This window comes from Amycolatopsis sp. NPDC051371 (genome assembly GCF_040682155.1).
Taxonomy (GTDB): Bacteria; Actinomycetota; Actinomycetes; order Mycobacteriales; family Pseudonocardiaceae; genus Amycolatopsis.
The window spans coordinates 1-17,206 of sequence record NZ_JBFBAG010000081.1; the positions used below are offsets into that span (position 1 = coordinate 1).

The 17,206-nt window shown below is 71.1% G+C and carries 17 protein-coding genes; 10 read left to right on the forward strand and 7 right to left on the reverse strand.

Going from position 1 to position 17,206, the window contains the following annotated elements; all coding sequences use genetic code 11:
- Nucleotides 1-73: 73 nt before the first annotated feature.
- From AB0M59_RS51205 to AB0M59_RS51220, 4 genes are read right to left on the reverse strand one after another with little or no spacing between them, the layout of a single operon-like run.
- Complete coding sequence (locus tag AB0M59_RS51205; protein WP_364630957.1) at nucleotides 74-1,201, reverse strand: lactonase family protein; 1,128 nt, start codon at nucleotides 1,199-1,201, stop codon at nucleotides 74-76.
- 48 nt (nucleotides 1,202-1,249) lie between these two features.
- Complete coding sequence (locus AB0M59_RS51210; RefSeq protein ID WP_364630960.1) at nucleotides 1,250-2,638, reverse strand: gluconate:H+ symporter; 1,389 nt, start codon at nucleotides 2,636-2,638, stop codon at nucleotides 1,250-1,252.
- Entirely contained in the window at nucleotides 2,635-4,230 is a 1,596-nt protein-coding gene (locus tag AB0M59_RS51215; protein ID WP_364630963.1) for a D-aminoacylase, read from the reverse strand. Before AB0M59_RS51215 ends, AB0M59_RS51210 begins: the two co-directional genes overlap by 4 nt.
- On the reverse strand, nucleotides 4,230-5,528 hold the full coding sequence (locus AB0M59_RS51220; RefSeq protein WP_364630966.1) for an amino acid deaminase: 1,299 nt from the start codon (nucleotides 5,526-5,528) through the stop codon (nucleotides 4,230-4,232). Before AB0M59_RS51220 ends, AB0M59_RS51215 begins: the two co-directional genes overlap by 1 nt.
- A gap of 113 nt (nucleotides 5,529-5,641) precedes the next feature.
- On the opposite strand from AB0M59_RS51220, the gene AB0M59_RS51225 reads away from it, so the two are divergent.
- Genes AB0M59_RS51225 through AB0M59_RS51235 form a run of 3 tightly spaced genes read left to right on the forward strand, consistent with a single transcriptional unit; the run spans nucleotide 5,642 to nucleotide 7,754 of the window.
- Nucleotides 5,642-6,616, forward strand: coding sequence for a sugar kinase (locus AB0M59_RS51225; RefSeq protein ID WP_364630969.1), 975 nt, complete (start codon nucleotides 5,642-5,644; stop codon nucleotides 6,614-6,616).
- Complete coding sequence (locus tag AB0M59_RS51230; protein WP_364630972.1) at nucleotides 6,613-7,371, forward strand: IclR family transcriptional regulator; 759 nt, start codon at nucleotides 6,613-6,615, stop codon at nucleotides 7,369-7,371. The genes AB0M59_RS51225 and AB0M59_RS51230 overlap by 4 nt, the downstream gene beginning before the upstream one ends.
- Nucleotides 7,371-7,754: a RidA family protein gene (locus AB0M59_RS51235; protein ID WP_364630975.1), complete on the forward strand. Its 384-nt coding sequence runs from the start codon at nucleotides 7,371-7,373 to the stop codon at nucleotides 7,752-7,754. Before AB0M59_RS51230 ends, AB0M59_RS51235 begins: the two co-directional genes overlap by 1 nt.
- 36 nt (nucleotides 7,755-7,790) lie before the next feature.
- On the opposite strand, the gene AB0M59_RS51240 is transcribed toward AB0M59_RS51235, so the two are convergent.
- From AB0M59_RS51240 to AB0M59_RS51250, 3 genes are all read right to left on the reverse strand, one after another.
- Nucleotides 7,791-8,786, reverse strand: a complete 996-nt coding sequence (locus AB0M59_RS51240) for a 1-aminocyclopropane-1-carboxylate deaminase (protein WP_364630978.1) — start codon at nucleotides 8,784-8,786, stop codon at nucleotides 7,791-7,793.
- Nucleotides 8,783-9,418, reverse strand: coding sequence for a GntR family transcriptional regulator (locus tag AB0M59_RS51245; RefSeq protein ID WP_364630981.1), 636 nt, complete (start codon nucleotides 9,416-9,418; stop codon nucleotides 8,783-8,785). The genes AB0M59_RS51240 and AB0M59_RS51245 overlap by 4 nt, the downstream gene beginning before the upstream one ends.
- 355 nt (nucleotides 9,419-9,773) lie before the next feature.
- Nucleotides 9,774-10,133, reverse strand: a complete 360-nt coding sequence (locus AB0M59_RS51250; RefSeq protein ID WP_329045238.1) for a DUF1844 domain-containing protein — start codon at nucleotides 10,131-10,133, stop codon at nucleotides 9,774-9,776.
- A gap of 205 nt (nucleotides 10,134-10,338) precedes the next feature.
- On the opposite strand from AB0M59_RS51250, the gene infC reads away from it, so the two are divergent.
- The 7 genes from infC to pheT all read left to right on the forward strand — a co-directional run bounded on the left by infC (nucleotide 10,339) and on the right by pheT (nucleotide 17,108).
- Nucleotides 10,339-10,956 (forward strand): translation initiation factor IF-3, encoded by a 618-nt coding sequence (gene infC, locus AB0M59_RS51255; RefSeq protein ID WP_364630984.1) that lies wholly within the window; start codon nucleotides 10,339-10,341, stop codon nucleotides 10,954-10,956.
- Between the two features lie 67 nt (nucleotides 10,957-11,023).
- On the forward strand, nucleotides 11,024-11,218 hold the full coding sequence (gene rpmI, locus AB0M59_RS51260) for a 50S ribosomal protein L35 (protein ID WP_220241959.1): 195 nt from the start codon (nucleotides 11,024-11,026) through the stop codon (nucleotides 11,216-11,218).
- Between the two features lie 67 nt (nucleotides 11,219-11,285).
- Nucleotides 11,286-11,660: a 50S ribosomal protein L20 gene (rplT, locus tag AB0M59_RS51265; protein ID WP_247021499.1), complete on the forward strand. Its 375-nt coding sequence runs from the start codon at nucleotides 11,286-11,288 to the stop codon at nucleotides 11,658-11,660.
- A 110-nt stretch (nucleotides 11,661-11,770) separates the two neighbouring features.
- Nucleotides 11,771-12,472, forward strand: coding sequence for an RNA methyltransferase (locus AB0M59_RS51270; RefSeq protein ID WP_364631040.1), 702 nt, complete (start codon nucleotides 11,771-11,773; stop codon nucleotides 12,470-12,472).
- Nucleotides 12,473-12,520: 48 nt separating this feature from the next.
- Entirely contained in the window at nucleotides 12,521-13,351 is an 831-nt protein-coding gene (locus tag AB0M59_RS51275) for a DUF6159 family protein (protein ID WP_364630987.1), read from the forward strand.
- Nucleotides 13,352-13,485: 134 nt separating this feature from the next.
- Nucleotides 13,486-14,547, forward strand: coding sequence for a phenylalanine--tRNA ligase subunit alpha (gene pheS / locus AB0M59_RS51280; protein ID WP_364630990.1), 1,062 nt, complete (start codon nucleotides 13,486-13,488; stop codon nucleotides 14,545-14,547).
- Nucleotides 14,547-17,108 (forward strand): phenylalanine--tRNA ligase subunit beta, encoded by a 2,562-nt coding sequence (gene pheT, locus AB0M59_RS51285; RefSeq protein ID WP_364630993.1) that lies wholly within the window; start codon nucleotides 14,547-14,549, stop codon nucleotides 17,106-17,108. The genes pheS and pheT overlap by 1 nt, the downstream gene beginning before the upstream one ends.
- Nucleotides 17,109-17,206: the final 98 nt, after the last annotated feature.

Below are 17,206 nucleotides of genomic sequence, written 5' to 3' on the forward strand. Positions count from 1 at the left end.
GCGCACCTGGGGGGGGGGTGCCCGGCCGCCACCAACAACAACACCCCCCCCCCCCCCCCCCCACGACCGGTACTCAGGCGAAGTAGACGGAGTTGACGTCGGGCACCGCGAGGCTGCCGGCGACCGCGCCGGGCAGGCCGGTGGCCGGGTCGCGCGGCAGCCAGGTGACGGTGCCGGAACGCTGGTTCGAGACGTAGAACCAGTTCTCCCCGGGGTCGAGGGCCACGTGCCGCGGCCAGTTGCCACCACTGGACACAGTGGACACCAGCTTCAGCGAGGCACCGGAGACGGCGAACGTCGCCAGGGTGTTGGGGCCGCGGACGGTGGCGTAGGCGAACTTCCCGTCCTTGGACAGCGCGATCTCACCCGGGAACAGGTCGCCGGTGCTGCCCGGCGGCACGGCGGGGACGACGGAAAGCGCCTTCAGCGTCCCGGCGGCCGCGTCCCAGCTCGCGACCGTCACCTCCGGGCGCAGCTCCTGCAGGATGTAGGCGAACGCCCCGGTCTTGTCGAACGCGAGGTGCCGCGGACCGGCGCCGGCCGGGAGCTTCAGCTGCTGGTGCAGCGAAAGCTTGCCGGTCGCGACGTCGAGCGAGTAGACGTACACCGAGTCGGCGCCGAGGTCGACCGACAGCACCCAGCGCCCGGTCGGGTCGTTGACGACCTGGTGGGCGTGGGCCTGCCCGGAATCGGCTTGGTGCGTCACCAGGTCCGTGGCCGCGCCGAGCTTGCCGCCGGCCAGGATCGGCAGCACGACGACGCTGCCCGAGCTGTAGTTCGCCGCCAGCACGTACTTCTGGCTCGAGTGCACGCTCAGGTGCGTCGGCGCGCCGCCCTTCGACGAAACCTTGTTGAGCAGCTTGGGGTTCGCGGCGTCGGCGACGTTCAGCGCCGAAACGAACCCGTTCGGGTCGCCTTCGTTGGTGACGTACAGGGTTTTGCCGTCGGCGCCGCGGTCGAACCACGACGTGTCGGTGATGCCCGGCACCGTGCGGACCGGGCCCAGCGTGGCGCCCGATCGGCTCGAGACGTCGAGGCCGTGGCCGCCCGCCCCGCTGGTGTAACTGCCGATGTACACGGTCCCTCCGGCGATGCAGCCCTTCGCGGTTGTGGCCGCGGAAGCGAGCTGTGCGCCGAGAACGGTCGCGGCACCCGCACCCGCGGCGGCGCCGAGGAACGTACGACGGGAAAGTCCGGTCATCGTCATTGTCTCCCAACGGTTCGGGCGGCGGCTTCCCTCCAGTATGGTCTAGACCACGGCCATGAGCAATGCCGAAACCGCGAAACCGGAAACGGAAAGCACGGTTTCCAGCGCGGTCCACGACTTCAGCGTCTGGACCACGCTCATGTTGAAGTACCGCGAAACGATCCAGAAGCCACCGTCGTTGACGTGCGACGCGATGATCGACCCGGCGGAGATCGCCATGACCAGCAAGGCCAGCTGCACCTGCGAATACCCGAGTGTCGCCACGGTCGGCGCGATGATCCCGCTGGTGGTCACGATGGCGACGGTCGCCGAACCCTGGGCGATCCGCATGCCACAGCTGATCACGTACGCCGCGAGCAGCACCGGGAGCCCGGCGTCGTGCAGCGAGTCGGCGACGGCCTTGCCGATGCCGGTGGCCGAGAGCACCGCGCCGAAGAACGCGCCCGCGCCGACGACCAGCAGGATCATCGCGACCGGCCGCAGCGACTTCGCGGCCAGTTCGTTGAGGTCCTTGCCGGTGAACCCGCGCCGCAGCCCGAGCAGCCAGGACGCCAGCAGCACGGCGACCGTGAGCGCGACCGCCGGCGTGCCGATGAACGCGGCGACGCCCGAGAGCGTGGAGCCCTTCGGCAGCCAGATGCTGCCGAACGTGCCGGCGAGGATCAGCACCAGCGGCACCGCGATGATCGAGCCGACCAGCGCCAGCGACGGCACGCTTTCCTCTTCTTCGCCTTCGGTTTCGGCGACGATCATTTCCTCGGGCACCGCGATGTCGATGCGCTTGCCGATCCAGGTCGCGTAGAGCACGCCGCCGATGAGGAACGCGGGGATGCCGCAGGCCAGCCCCATCAGGATGATCCAGCCGAGTTCCACGTGCAGCAGTCCGGCCGCGGCCACCGGGCCGGGGTGCGGCGGCAGGAACGCGTGCGTGATCGACAGGCCCGCGATCAGCGGCATCGCGTAGAGCACCAGCGAGCGCTTACCCTGCTTCGCCGCGACGTACACCAGCGGCGCCAGCACGAAGATGCCGATGTCGAAGAACACCGGGATGCCGAAGATGAACCCGGCGACACCCATGGCCAGCGGCGCCCGCTTCTCGCCAAAGCCGCGCAGCAGCGCTCCGGTGAGCACCTTCGCGCCACCCGAGCGTTCCAGGATCGACCCGAGCAGCGTGCCGAGCCCGATGATCGCCGTGATGTGCCCGAGGATGCTGCCGAACCCCTTTTCCAGCAAGGAGTCCGACGACTTCTGGGCCGTGCCGACGATCGTGCCGACGGGCAGGCCCGCGGCCAGCGCGGTGAGCAGGCCGACCACGATCAGCGCGATGAACGGCTCGACCTTGAGCTTGACGATCAACAGCAGCAGGACGGCGATCGAGACGGCGGCGAGCGTGAGCAGGCCGCCCGTGGTGTGTTGCAGCCAGTGGATCATCGGGCTCTCCCGGGGTTGCGCAGGGAACGGCCGGCGAGGGCGCCGGTGGGACGGCCGTCGTCGAGGGCGGCGACGCCGTTGACGAAGACGTGGGTGATCCCCGCGGCGGGCTGCCGCGGGTCGTCGAAGGTGGCGGTGTCGGCGACCGCGTCCGGGTCGAACAGCACCAGGTCGGCGGCGTAGCCGGCGCGGACGAGCCCGCGGTCGGTCAACCGCAGTCGTTGTGCGGCGCGCCCGGTGAGGTGGGCGACGCACTCGGCGAGGTCCAGCACGCCGAGCTCGCGGACGTACCGGGCGAGGTAGCGGGGGAACGTGCCCCACGCACGCGGGTGCGGCCGGGCGCCGACCAGGAGGCCGTCGCTGCCGCCGGTGTGCGTGCGGTGCCGCATGATCGCCTGGACGTTCTCTTCGTGCCCGACGTGCATCAGGCAGGACGTGCCGAGCTTCTCGTCGAGGAGCGTGTCGAAGTACAGGTTCGCCGGTGCCACGTTGTGCTTCGCGGCCGACGCGGCGACGCTGTGCCCCACCAGGTGGCTGTTGTGGTCGTTGCGGACGCCGTTGATCTCGATGGCGTCCCAGTCGATCGGGACGCCGTGCGCACCGTCCGAACCGGACTCCTCGATCTCGGCGCGGATCCGTTCGCGTTCGTCCACATCGGACAAGCGGGTGAGGGTCGCCTCGAGGCCGCCTTCGGTGGCCCAGCTCGGCAGCAGTGCCGAAAGGTAGGTCGCGCCCGGCAGGTACGGGTAGGTGTCGAGGGAGATGTCGCAGCCGTCGTCCAGCGCGTCGTCCAGGAGCTTCAGCAGGTCGGGTGCTTTGCCCTTGTTCACCGAGAAGTTCATCGTCGCGTGCGCGAGGTGCAGCGGGCAGCCCGACCGCCGGGAGACGTCGATCATCTCCGCGAACGCCTCCAGGGCGCCCTTGCCGTAGCTGCGGTGGTGCGGGCTGTAGAAACCGCCCAGCTCGCCGACCACCCGGCACAGCTCGACCAGCTCTTCGGTCTCCGCGTACATGCCCGGCGTGTAGGTCAGGCCGGACGACATCCCCATCGCACCCTCGGCCAGGCCGGTCGCGACGAGCTCCTTCATCCGGGTCAGCTCGGCGTCCGTCGCGGGACGGTCGTCCCAGCCGACGGCGAGCATCCGGACGGTGCCCTGCGGGACCAGGTAGGCCGCGTTGACCGCGACGCCCTGGTCCAGGCGGTCCAGATACTCGCCGACCGAGCGCCAGTTCCAGTCGAACCCCGGCGGGTCGTCGTTCCAGCCCGCGAGCTGCTGCCGCAGCGCCTCGAGAACCGCGTCGTCGACCGGTGCGTACGACAGCCCGTCCTGCCCGAGCACCTCGGTCGTGACGCCCTGGGTGATCTTGGCCGGGTGGTCCGGGTTGGCCAGCAGCTGCAGGTCGGAGTGCGAATGCATGTCGATGAACCCGGGCGCGAGCACCAGGCCGTCGGTGTCGATGTTCCGGCGCCCGTCCAGCGAGCCCGCTTCGGCGACGCTCGCGATCCGGTCGCCGGTGATGCCGACGTCGTGGCGGGTCATGGCGTCGCCGGTGCCGTCGGCGACCAGTGCGCCACGCAGGACGACGTCCATCAGAACCACGTCCGGACGAGGTCGACGACGGTTTCGCCGTCCGCGGCGGTCACCGGCAGCAGCGGCCACTTGTCGAACACCGTGCACGGGTGGGACAGACCGAGCCCGATCCAGTCGCCGACCTCGACCGGCGACCCGGCGGGCAGCGTGAGGAAGGCGTGCTGGTCGTTCATCTTCGCGACGACGTGCCCCTCGAGCGGCTCGGCGGGACCGTTCGGGGTGCGGCGCAGCTGCGGTTCGGGCATGCCCTCGTCGAAGGACGCGTCGCGCTTGCCGATGGTCAGCAGCGCGAGGGTCTCCGACGGCTTCGACGTCACCTGCGCCCAGGCGCGCAAAGCGGGACGGAACGACGCGACGCCGTCGATGCGCGGGTGGTCGCCGAGCGGGGAGATCTCGCGGTAGAAGCCGTCGTCGTGGGTGACGTACGCGCCGCTGCGCAGCACCGGCAGCACGTCGAGACCGTCCGGCCACGGCTTCGTCAGCTCGTTCGCGACCTGGTCGAAGTACGCGCTGCCGCCGGCCGTGACGATGATCTGGCCTTCCAGCATCCCCTTGTCCGCGAACGTGATCGCGAGGTCACGCAGACCGTCCACATAGGAGCTGATCTTGGCGAGCGCGGCTTCGTCGGTTTCGTGCGAGAGTGCGCCCTCGTAGCCGCCGGTGCCGCGCAGCCGCAACGCCGGGCTCGCGTGGACCGCTTCGGCGACGGCCAGCGCGGTCGCGGTGTCGCGGACGCCGGTGCGGCCGCCGTCGGCGCCCAGTTCGAGGAGGACGTCGACCGGGCGCTCGGTGCCTTCGAGGGCTTCGGTCATCAGCTCGACACCGCGGACCGAGTCGACCCAGCAGACGAACTCGAAGTCCGGGTCGGCCGCCAGTTCGGCGGCGAGCCAGCGCAGACCTGAGGAGTCCAGGAACTGGTTGGCCAGCAGGATCCGGGAGACGCCGAACGCGCGGTAGATCCGCAGGTGACCGGCGTTCGCGCAGGTGATGCCCCACGCGCCGTGCTCGATCTGGCGGGCGAACAGCTGCGGGGCCATGGTCGTCTTGCCGTGCGGGGCGAGCACGACACCGCGGGCGGCGCACCACGCGGCCATCGTCCGCAGGTTGTGCTCGAGCGCGTCATCGTCGAGGACGACGAAAGGCGCGAAGAACCCGTCGGTGAACAGGTTCAGCTGCCGGTCCGCGGCTTCGGTGAGCGTGAGCCCGGTCAGGGCGGGGGCGGCCGAGCGGAAGCGCCAGTCGATCCGCTCGTCGCGGAGGGCGGCGAGCGCGGCGGGGTCCATCAGGCAAGGGTTCATCGGCGGCGACCTCGGTTGCGTATGTTGCAACGACTGTTGCGCATTTTGAGTGCCATAGGTGTAGCATCCGGGTCGCCACAGGTCAACGGGGTGACGGACAGGGGAGACGGAAAGTGACGAGCGGGCCCGAGGTGCTCTGTGTCGGCGAGACGATGGCCCTGTTCGTGCCCGCCGAACCCGGCCCGCCGGACGAGGTGAAGCAGTGGGTGCGCACGATCGGCGGCGCCGAGTCGAACGTCGCCTGTCACCTGCCGGCCCTCGGCGTCCCGAGCGGCTGGGTCAGTGCCGTCGGCGACGACCCGTTCGGACGCGCGATGCTCCGCGAGATCTCAGCGGCCGGTGTCGACGTCAGCGCGTGCACCGTCGACCCGGTGCGCCCGACCGGGCTCTACATCAAGGAAAGCGGCGCCGGTGGCAGTCCGGTGCGCTATTACCGGGCCGGCTCGGCGGCCTCCGGGATGGGCCCTTCGCTGCTGGATCGGCTCGATCTCGACGGCGTCCGCGTGCTGCACCTGTCCGGGATCACCCCCGCGTTGTCCGAGAGCTGCCTCGCGCTGGTGCGCGCGCTGCTGGCGATGCCCCGCGGCGACCGGTTGATCTCGTTCGACGTCAACCTGCGGCCCGCGCTGTGGGCGAGCCGCGACCCGCGCCTGCTCGCCGAGCTGGCCGGGCAGGCCGACATCGTCCTGACCGGCGACGACGAGGCTCAGCACGTCTGGGGGACCGGCGACCCGGCCGAGCTGCGGGCGCTGCTGCCGGGCCCGCGCACGCTCGTCGTCAAGCACGGCGAACGCGGCGCGACGCTGGTCGAAGGGGAACCGCTGTTCGCGCCCGCGCTGGCCGTCGACGTCGTCGAGCCGGTCGGCGCCGGAGACGCGTTCGCCGCGGGATTCCTGGCCGCGACACTGCGGGGCGCCGAGCCCCTGGCGCGGCTCCGGCAGGGCCACCTGCAGGCTGCCGCGACCCTGCTCACCCACGACGACGTCGGGGTCCCCCTGCCGCGCATGGTCGTGGATAGCCTGCTTCAGGCGGACCCGGACGAGTGGCGTTCGGCCCGGCTGACCGGAGAGGGCGTGGTGCGCACGTGAGTCAAAGCCTGGACCGCGCGCTGACTTTGTTGAACTCGATCGCGAAGGACGCGCGCACGCTCGACGACCTCGCCGCCGAGATCGGCGTGCACAAGTCGACCGTGCTGCGCTTGCTGCGCACCCTCGAACAGCACCACTTCGTCCGGCGCGAAGGCACCCGGTACTACCGGCTGGGCAGCGCGATGTTCGACCTGGCCAACCAGGCCCTCGACTCGATCGACGTCCGGCGCAGCGCCCAGCCCGCGCTGGCCGCGCTCAACGCGCGCACCGGGCACACCGTGCACCTGGCCAGCTACGACGACGGCGAGGTCGTCTACATCGACAAGTACGAGGGCCGGCACTCGGTGCGGATGTACTCGCGCGTCGGCAAACGCGCGCCGCTGCACTGCACGGCGGTGGGCAAGGTGCTGGTCGCGGCGATGGCGCCGGCCCGTCGCGAAGAGATCGCGCGGTCCATGAAGTACCCGGCGCTGACGCCGAACACGATCACGACGCCCGAGGCGTACCTCGCCGAGCTGGAGCGCGTGGGCCGCCTCGGATACGCCGTCGACAACGCCGAGCACGAGGACTTCATCCACTGCATCGCGGCCCCGGTCCGCGGGGCGGACGGCGAGGTGCTGGCCGCCGCGTCGATGTCGGTGCCGAAGGTGCTGCTCGACTACGAAGGCCTGCTGGCGCTGGTCCCGGACCTGCGCGCCGCGACCACGGAAGCTTCCGTCCACAGCGGATGGACGGAGAACGGAAAGGGGCACTGATGAGCAAGACGGCAGTTTCCACCGAGAACGCGCCGAAGCCGCCGGCGAAGTTCTCGCAGGCCGTCCGCAAGGGGAACCTGCTGCAGGTCGCCGGCCAGGTCGGGTTCGACCCGGCCACGAACGAGATCGTCGGCGACGACGTCGTGGGCCAGACCCGGCAGACGTTCAAGAACATCGAAGCCGTGCTGGCCGAAGCGGGCTCGAGCTTCGCCGACGCGATCATGGTGCGGGTGTACCTGACCGACACGGCGCACTTCGCGCCGTTCAACGAGGTCTACAACGAACTGATCGGCGACGCGCCGCACGCCGCCCGCACGACGGTGTACGTCGGCCTCCCGGGCGAGCTCCTCGTCGAGATCGACGTGCTCTGCGTGCTGGACTGAGCCCTTCGGTGGGCCGGGTTTCCCCGGCCCACCGGTTCAGCCGAGGACGCTCGTGTAGCCGTTGAGCGCGGGCTGCCCGCCGAGGTGGGCGTAGAGGACGTTCGAGTCGCGCTCGATCTCGCCCCGGCCGACCAGGTCGATGAGGCCCGCCATGGACTTGCCCTCGTACACCGGGTCGGTGATCATCCCCTCCAGCCGGGCGCACGTCTCGATGGCGTCCACAGTGGACTTGTCGGGGATGCCGTAGATCCCGGCGTGGTAACGGTCGTCCAGCTCGACCTCGGGGATTTTGCCCGCACCGATCAGCTCGGCGGTGCTGCGCGCGATGCGCGTGACCTGCTCGCGAGTCTCGTCCGGCTTGGCCGAGGCGTCGATGCCGAGGATGCGCCGCTTCTTGCCGAGGGCTGTCCCGGCGACCATGCCGCCCTGCGTGCTGCCGGTGACCGAGCAGACGATCACGGTGTCGAAGAAGACGCCGAGTTCTGCTTCCTGGGCTTCGAGTTCGACGATCCAGTTCGCGAAGCCGAGCCCGCCGAGCCGGTGGTCCGACGCGCCGGCCGGGATGGCGTACGGCTTCCCGCCGCCGGCCTCGATCTCGGCGACGGCGTTCTCCCACGCCTGCTTGAACCCGATGCCGAAGCCGGCGTCGACGAGCCGGACGTCCGCGCCGAGGATCCGCGAGAGCTGGATGTTGCCGACCTTGTCGTAGAGCGGGTCGTGCCAGTCGACCCAGCTTTCCTGCACCAGCACGGCCTTGAGTCCGGCGCGCGCGGCGGCGGCCGCGACCTGCCGGGTGTGGTTGGACTGGACACCGCCGATGGAGACGAGCGTGTCGGCGCCTTCTTTCAGGGCGTCGGCGACGAGGTACTCGAGCTTGCGGGTCTTGTTGCCGCCGTACGCGAGACCCGAGTTCACGTCTTCGCGCTTGGCCCAGACCTTCGCGCCGCCGAGGTGTTCGGTGAGGCGTTCGAGCGGGTGCACCGGCGACGGGCCGAAGAGCAGGGGGTAGCGCGGGAAGTCGGCGAGGGTCATCGGTCCTCCAGGAGGTCGGTCCAGATGGTCGAGATCACCGAGACGGCGGTGTCGGTGTCGTGCGTTTCGAGCGCGTCGATGAGCTTCGTGTGGCGCTCGACCGAGTTCCAGGCGAGCGCGGAGCTGAAGCGGGCGTGCTCGAGCCGGCGCAGCAGCGGCGTGTAGCGGTCGAGGGTCGCGGCGACGGCGGCGTTCCCGGCCAGCCGGACCGGGACGTCGTGCAGTTCGTCGTCCGCTTTGACGGCGGCCGCGATGTCCCCGGCCTCGATGGCCTTCGCGAACCGGTCGTTGGCGGCCCGCATGGCGGCGACGTCGGCCGGCCGGCACCTCGGGGCCGCCGCCCGCACGGCGAACTCGTGCAGCACGCGCACGATCTGCCGCGCATCGATGACGTCACGGGACATGACGTCGGAGACCCGCGTGTAGCTCTGCGGCTTGGAGTCGACGAGGCCGTCGTCGGCCAGCCGCCTGAGCGCTTCCCGGACGGGTGCTTTCGAGAGCCCGAGGTGCTCGGCGAGGTCGCCGTCCCGCAGGGGAGTACCGGGCGGCAACGTGCCGTCGACGATGGCCTGCCGGATGCGGTCGTACGCCTCGTCCCGCAGCAGCGGGCGAGTGACCTTCGATAGACTCACATCTAACATGTTAGATATCGGACGAGCCGCCCGCAAGCTCCGCTGGCAGGTTGCCCACAGGTCGCCCGTGATGTGGACAACCGGCCCCGGACCGCCGCCTTTTCCGCGTTTCGTCGGGCGCCCCCGATACGCTGGACACGGGGACGCCCCCCGGAGAGGGCGGGGGTCGGCCAAGTCTCGGTCGCACGCTCGCCTCCGGCCCACCGAACGTCTTGAATGACTCATTCAGGTCTTCGGAGGTCCTGAATGAGTCATTCAAGACACGCCGAGGCCCGAGCAAGCCCGCTCCGGCCAAACCTCTCGGCTTTGCCGGGACCCTGCCGGAGAGGGCGGGCTGCTCTGGCGGGGACTGCGGTCAGTAGACCGGGCCGGTGTACTTCTCGCCCGGGCCCTTGCCGGGCTCGTCCGGCACGGCCGAAGCCTCCCGGAAAGCTTTCTGAAGCGACTGCAGACCATCGCGCAACGGCCCGGCGTGCAGGCCCAGGTACTCCGCGGACGCGGTCACGAGGCCGGCCAGCGCGGTGATGAGCCGGCGCGCTTCGTCGAGGTCGCGGTGCGGGGAGGTCTCCGGATCCGGGTCGGCCAGGCCGAGCCGCTCGGCGCCGGCCGACAGCAGCATCACGGCCGCGCGGCTGATCACCTCCACGCTGGGGATGTCCTCCAGGTGGCGGGCTTCGGGGGAATAGGGGGGCTGTTCGGAGGGTTGATCTGACACGTCTGGTACCCTTCCACGAGCGACCAGCCCCCGAGCGATCGGGGGCGGCAAGTGGAGCCCCGCTCCCACCCGTGTCACCGTACAGGTGTCCGGGTCCGGTCTCGCCCGGACTGCAAGTCCAGGGTGAAGTACCCGGTCTCGCGGCCGGGTGCGATCGGAAACAGAGTGGGCCCCGCACACCGAACGGTGTCGGGGCCTTCGCTATGTGGGCACCAGGTCGAACGAGAACAGGAAACATTCCTCGGACCAAGGAGGCCCCATCAGCTCCGAGACACGCATCAACGACCGAATCCGGGTGCCGGAGGTCCGACTCGTCGGACCCGCCGGTGAACAGGTCGGCATCGTCCGGATCGAGGATGCGCTGCGCCTGGCGCAGGAGAACGACCTCGACCTCGTCGAGGTCGCGCCGCAGGCCCGCCCGCCGGTGTGCAAGCTCATGGACTTCGGCAAGTTCAAGTACGAGAGCGCGCAGAAGGCCCGCGAGTCGCGTCGGAACCAGCAGCTGACCGTCATCAAGGAACAGAAGCTGCGCCCGAAGATCGACCAGCACGACTACGAGACCAAGAAGGGTCACGTGTCGCGCTTCCTGGCGGCGGGCAACAAGGTCAAGGTCACGATCATGTTCCGCGGTCGCGAGCAGTCCCGGCCGGAGCTCGGCTACCGGCTGCTGCAGAAGCTCGCCGAAGACGTCACGGAGCTCGGCTTCGTCGAGTCGTCGGCCAAGCAAGACGGTCGCAACATGATCATGGTGCTGGCCCCGCACAAGAACGTGAAGCCGAAGGCCAAGGCAGAGACGGCTCCCGAGCCGGTCCCCGAGGCGTAGGCGCCGACCAGCACAGTCAGCGGCTCACCGGATTCTCCGGTGAGCCGCCGCACGAAAGAGGACTGAAATGCCGAAGATGAAGACCCACAGCGGGACGTCCAAGCGAATCCGCGTCACGGGCACGGGCAAGCTGCGCCGTCAGAAGGCCGGTCGCCGGCACCTGATGGAGAAGAAGTCCAACCGCCTCACCCGGCGGCTCGAGGGCACGACCGAGCTGTCGAAGACCGAGGCCGGTCGGGTCAAGCGCCTTCTCGGCATCTGATCCCGCAGAACTTGCTGTAACCACCCGGGGCGTCCCCTTCGCCCCCTGAGATCGACAGGATGGACCCGTGGCACGCGTCAAGCGGGCGGTAAACGCCCAGAAGAAGCGTCGCGCAACTCTCGAACTGGCCAGCGGCTACCGCGGCCAGCGTTCGCGGCTGTACCGCAAGGCCAAGGAGCAGACGCTTCACTCGCTCAACTACGCCTACCGGGACCGTCGTGCCCGCAAGGGTGACTTCCGTCGCCTGTGGGTCACCCGCATCAACGCGGCCGCCCGCGAGAACGGCGTGACGTACAACCGGTTCATCCAGGGCATCAAGGCCGCGGGTGTCGAGGTCGACCGCAAGATCCTCGCGGACCTCGCCGTCAACGACGCCGCCGCTTTCACCGCGCTGGCCGAGCTCGCCAAGGCCAACGTGAACACCGAAGCGAAGTCGGCCTGACCGGCAGTTTTCCCCGGCCCGGGGCGGATCCGTTCACCGAGCGGACCCCCCGGGTCGTTGCTGCGCGCAAGTTGACCCGGCGCGCGGAACGCGACAAGACCGGCCGGTTCCTGGCCGAGGGCGCCAACGCGGTCGAGGCCGCCTTGGCCGGTGGCACGGTGCACGAGCTGTTCGTCACGGCTCGCGCGGCGGAGCAGCACGCGGACCTGGTCGACGCGGCCCGCGCGGCCGGCGTCGCGGTCTCGCCGATCACCGACCGCGCAGCCGACGGCCTGTCCGAAACCGTGACGCCCCAAGGCATCGTGGCCGTCTGCGCGCTGTTGGACCGTCCGCTCGAAGCGGCCGTGACGCCGGGCGCCCGGCTCGTCGTGGTGCTGGTGGACGTCGCCGACCCCGGCAACGCGGGCACGGTGATCCGCGTCGCCGACGCGGCGGGCGCCGACGCTGTGGTCCTGGCGGGCGACACCGTCGACCCGCACAACGGCAAGTGCGTCCGCGCGGCCGCCGGCAGCCTGTTCCACCTGCCGATCGCGCGCGAGCGTGACGTCGCGGCCGCGCTGGCGGCCTGCTCGGCGGCGGGCCTGCGCACGTTCGCCGCGCACGGCTACGCCGACGCCGAACTCGATCGGGTGGACCTCACCGAGCCGACGGCGTGGGTCTTCGGCAACGAGGCCCACGGCCTGCCCGCCGACGTCCTCGACCGCACCGACCTCGCCGTCCGGATCCCGTTGTACGGCAAGGCGGAGAGCCTCAACCTGGCCACCGCGGCGGCCGTCTGCGTGTACACGAGCGCGATGGCGGCACGTCGCTGACCCGCCGCTAGGCTGCCCCGGTATCCACTGTGGTCACCGGGGGGAATCATGGGCAGCCTCGCCCGTTCGTACGCGTTGTTCGCCGCTTCGCTCCGGGTGCTGCGCGCCCACAAGGGCCTGGCCTGGTTCACGGTGCTGGCCGGCGTCGCCGGGCTGTTCGTCGCCGGGGCGTTCCTGACCCCGGCGTTCTTCCTGTCGCACGTCGAGATCACCGACCACGGCCGGCTGACCGCCGGCTCGTGGGTGCTGCTCGCGGCCTTCTACCTCGTCTCGGCGTTCGTCACGATCTTCTTCAACGCGGGCCTGATCTCCCAGGCCGACGTCGCGCTGCGCGGCGGCGCCCCGGCGGTCGGCGCGGGCCTGGCCGCGGCCGCGAACCGGTGGCCGGCACTGCTCGGCTGGGCCGGCATCTCCGCGACGGTCAGCCTGATCCTGCGCACGGTCGAGGAGCGGCTCGGCTTCCTCGGGAGCATCGTCAGCAGCCTGGTCGGCCTGGCCTGGCGGCTCACGACGTTCCTCGTGCTGCCCGTCGTGATGCTGGAGGGTGCCGGGGTGAAGGCCGGTGTCCGGCGGTCGGTGGAGCTGTTCCGCCGGACGTGGGGCGAGAACGTCGCCGGCGGCGCCGGGATCGGCCTGATCGGCTTCCTCCTGAGCCTGGTCGGCTACGCCGTGCTGCTGCTCGCCGGCTTCCTGCTCGGCGGGACCGCCACCCTGTTCGTCTGCTTGGGCCTGGCGCTCGTGTGGTCGGTGCTCGTCGCGGTCTTCACCACCACTTTGTCCGGTATCTACCAGACGGCGCTGTACCGCTACGCCGCCGACGGCGTGGTTCCCGGCGAGTTCGCGTCGGTCGACTTCGCCGGTGCGTTCCGCGCGCGTTGACCATGCGTCCGCGCGGCCCGGGCCGACCGGGGGACCGCGGACCCGATCCCATAGACTTTTCCCACCTTTGACCTCTCGTGCGCCGCGTGTCCGGCGGCGCGCGTACGACCAGTCCCAGCGGACGCCGAGGAGTTATGTCCGGAGCCAAGGAGAACGAAGCCCAGAGCGCGGTGCTCGCCCCCGAGACGCTGCAGCAAGCGGTCAAGGCCGCCGAAGCCGCGTTCGCCGCCGCGACCGGGCTCGAAGCGCTGGCCGAGGTCAAGCCGGCTCACCTCGGCGACCACTCGCCGCTGCTGCTGGCCCGCCGCGAGATCGGCGCCCTGCCCAAGCAGGAGAAGGCCGAGGCGGGCAAGCGCGTCAACGAGGCCCGCCAGGCCGTCCAGTCGGCCTTCGACACCCGCCGCGCCGAGCTCCAGGTGGAGCGCGACGAGCGCGTGCTGCGCGAGGAGGCCGTCGACGTCACGCTCCCGTGGGACCGCGTCCCGCGCGGTGCCCGGCACCCGATCAGCACCATCTCCGAGCGCGTCGCCGACGCGTTCGTCGCGATGGGCTACGAGGTCGCCGAGGGCCCGGAGCTCGAAGCCGAGTGGTTCAACTTCGACGCGTTGAACTTCGGCAAGGACCACCCCGCCCGCCAGCTGCAGGACACGTTCTACGTGGGCGAGGAGGACTCCGGCCTGGTGCTGCGCACGCACACCTCGCCGGTGCAGGCTCGCACCCTGCTGCACCGCGACCTGCCGGTGTACGTCGTCTGCCCGGGCCGCACGTACCGCACCGACGAGCTCGACTCGACGCACACGCCGGTGTTCACGCAGGTCGAGGGCCTCGCGGTGGACAAGGGCATCACCATGGCGCACCTCAAGGGCACGCTGGACGCCTTCGCCCGCGCGATGTTCGGCGAGAACTCCAAGACCCGCCTGCGTCCGCACTTCTTCCCGTTCACCGAGCCGTCCGCCGAGGTGGACGTCTGGTTCGAGGAGAAGAAGGGCGGCCCCGGCTGGGTCGAGTGGGGCGGCTGCGGCATGGTCAACCCGAACGTGCTGCGCGCCTGCGGCGTCGACCCCGCGGTGTACTCGGGCTTCGCCTTCGGCATGGGTATCGAGCGCACCCTGCAGTTCCGCAACGGGATCCCGGACATGCGCGACATGGTGGAGGGCGACGTCCGCTTCACCCTTCCCTTCGGAACGGAGGCGTAGTGCGAGTCCCCGTCAGCTGGCTGACCGAGCACCTCGACATCGGCGAGGAGGTCACGCCGCAGGACCTGGCCGACGCGTTCGTCCGGATCGGCATCGAGGTCGACGACCTCAAGCAGCTCGGGCCGGTGACCGGCCCGCTGGTCGTCGGCCGGGTGGCCGAGATCGAGGAGCTCACCGAGTTCAAGAAGCCGATCCGGTTCTGCCGCGTCGACGTCGGCGAAGAGGCCGAGGAGCCGGAAGAGCCGGCCGACGACGAAGACGAGGACGACGACGAAGCCGGCGAGTTCGACGAGGGCCCGCACGGCATCCGGACTCGCGGCATCGTCTGCGGCGCCCGCAACTTCACCGAGGGCGACCTGGTCGTCATCGCGCTGCCCGGCGCGGTCCTGCCCGGCGACTTCACCATCGCGACCCGCAAGACCTACGGCCGGGTCAGCGACGGGATGATCTGCTCCGCCCGCGAGCTCGGCATGGGCGACGACCACACCGGCATCCTCGTGCTGCCCTCGGGCACCGCGAGCCCGGGTGACGACGCGGCCGAGCTGCTCGGCCTCGGCGACACCGTGATCGAGCTGGCCCCGACCCCGGACCGCGGTTACGCGCTGTCGGTCCGCGGTCTCGCGCGCGAGCTGTCGAACGCGCTGGACGTGGCCTTCGGCGACCCGGCGCTGCTGGAGGTCCCGGCGGCCGAGGGCGACGCCTGGCCGGTCCACGTCGAGGACCCGGAGGGCTGCCCGCGGTTCGTACTGCGGCGCGTCACCGGCCTGGACGCGACCGCGCCGACGCCGTGGTGGATGCGGCGCCGGCTGATGCTGGCCGGCATCCGTTCCATCTCCCTGGCCGTCGACGTCACCAACTACGTGATGCTCGAACTCGGGCACCCGCTGCACGCGTTCGCCACCAAGGCCATCCAGGGCGACCTGGTGGTCCGCCGGGCGAAGCCGGGCGAGAAGCTGACCACGCTGGACGACGTCGAGCGCACGCTCGACCCGGACGACGTGATCATCGCCGACGACAGCGGCGTCATCTCGCTCGCCGGCACGATGGGCGGCGCGAGCACCGAGATCACGGCGGAGAGCACCGACGTGCTGCTCGAGGCGGCGCACTGGAACCCGGCCGCGATCAGCCGCACCGCGCGCCGGCACAAGCTGTTCTCCGAGGCCGCGAAGCGGTTCGAGCGGTTCACCGACCCGCAGCTGTGCCCGGCCGCCGTCGAGCTGGCCGCGCGCCTGCTGCGCCAGTACGGCGACGCCGCGATCCAGCCCGGCCGCACCGACGAGGGCGCGGTCGAGCCGAACCCGGCCGTCATGATGCCGATCAACCTGCCCGACAAGGTCGCGGGCGTGAACTACCAGCGCGGCGTGACCGTCCGGCGACTGTCCCAGATCGGCTGCAAGGTCTCGGTCAGCACGGGTGACGACGGCACCGGCCAGGTCACGGCGATCCCGCCGAGCTGGCGCGGCGACCTGCGCCAGCCCGCCGACCTCGTCGAAGAGGTGCTGCGGCTGGAGGGCTACGACAGCATCCCGTCGACGCTGCCCGCCGCCCCGGCCGGCCGCGGCCTGACCGACGCCCAGCGGCGCGTCCGGAGTGTTTCCCGGGCGCTGGCCGAGGCGGGGTACGTCGAGGTGCGCCCGTTCCCGTTCATCAGCGACACGGTGTGGGACGCCTTCGGCCTGCCGGCGGACGACGTCCGCCGCAACACGGTCGTGGTCCGCAACCCGCTGGAGGCCGACCGCAACCGGCTGGCGACGACCTTGCTGCCGGGCTTGCTGGACACGCTGCAGCGCAACGTGTCCCGCGGGATGAAGGACGTCTCGCTCTACCACATCGGCCAGGTGGTGCTGCCCGCGCCGAACCCGCTGAAGGTCCCGGCTCTCGGCGTCGAGGGGCGGCCTTCGGACGAAGAACTGGCCGTCCTGGAGGCCGCGGTGCCGCAGCAGCCGCTGCACGTCGCCGTGGTCCTCGCCGGCCAGCGCCACCGCGCCGGCTGGTGGGGCGGCGGCGAGCCGGCGAACTGGGCCGACGCGGTGCAGGCCGCCCGGACGATCGCCGAGGCCGCCGGTATCGAGCTGACGGTGCAGGCCACGGACCTGCCGCCGTGGCACCCGGGCCGCTGCGCCCGCCTGCAGGTCGGCGACTGGCCGGTCGGCCACGCCGGTGAGCTGCACCCCAAGGTGGTCGAGGCCCTCGGCCTGCCGCCGCGGACGGTGGCGATGGAGCTGGACCTGGACGCGATCCCGCTGCCGGACTCCCGCCCGGCGCCGAGCGTGTCGGGGTACCCGCCGGTGCTGCTGGACGTCGCGCTGGTCGCGGCGGCGGACGTGCCGACGGCGGACCTGGCAGCGGTCTTGCGCGACGGCGCGGGCGAGCTGCTCGAGGACATCACGCTGTTCGACGTGTACGCGGGCGAGCAGGTCGGCGAGGGTAAGCGATCGCTGGCGTACAAGCTGCGCTTCCGCGCGGCGGACCGGACGCTGACGGTGGACGAGGCCACGAAGGCCCGCGATGCAGCGGTGGCGGCGGCGGGCGAGCGCTTCGACGCGACGCTGCGCGCCTAGCCTGCGAGCACGAGGGAGTCCGAGAGGGGCCGGGAAACCGGCCCCTCTCGGCGTTTCCGCCCGAGCCGCCCGCGCCGGCGTTCCAAAAACCACGCCCC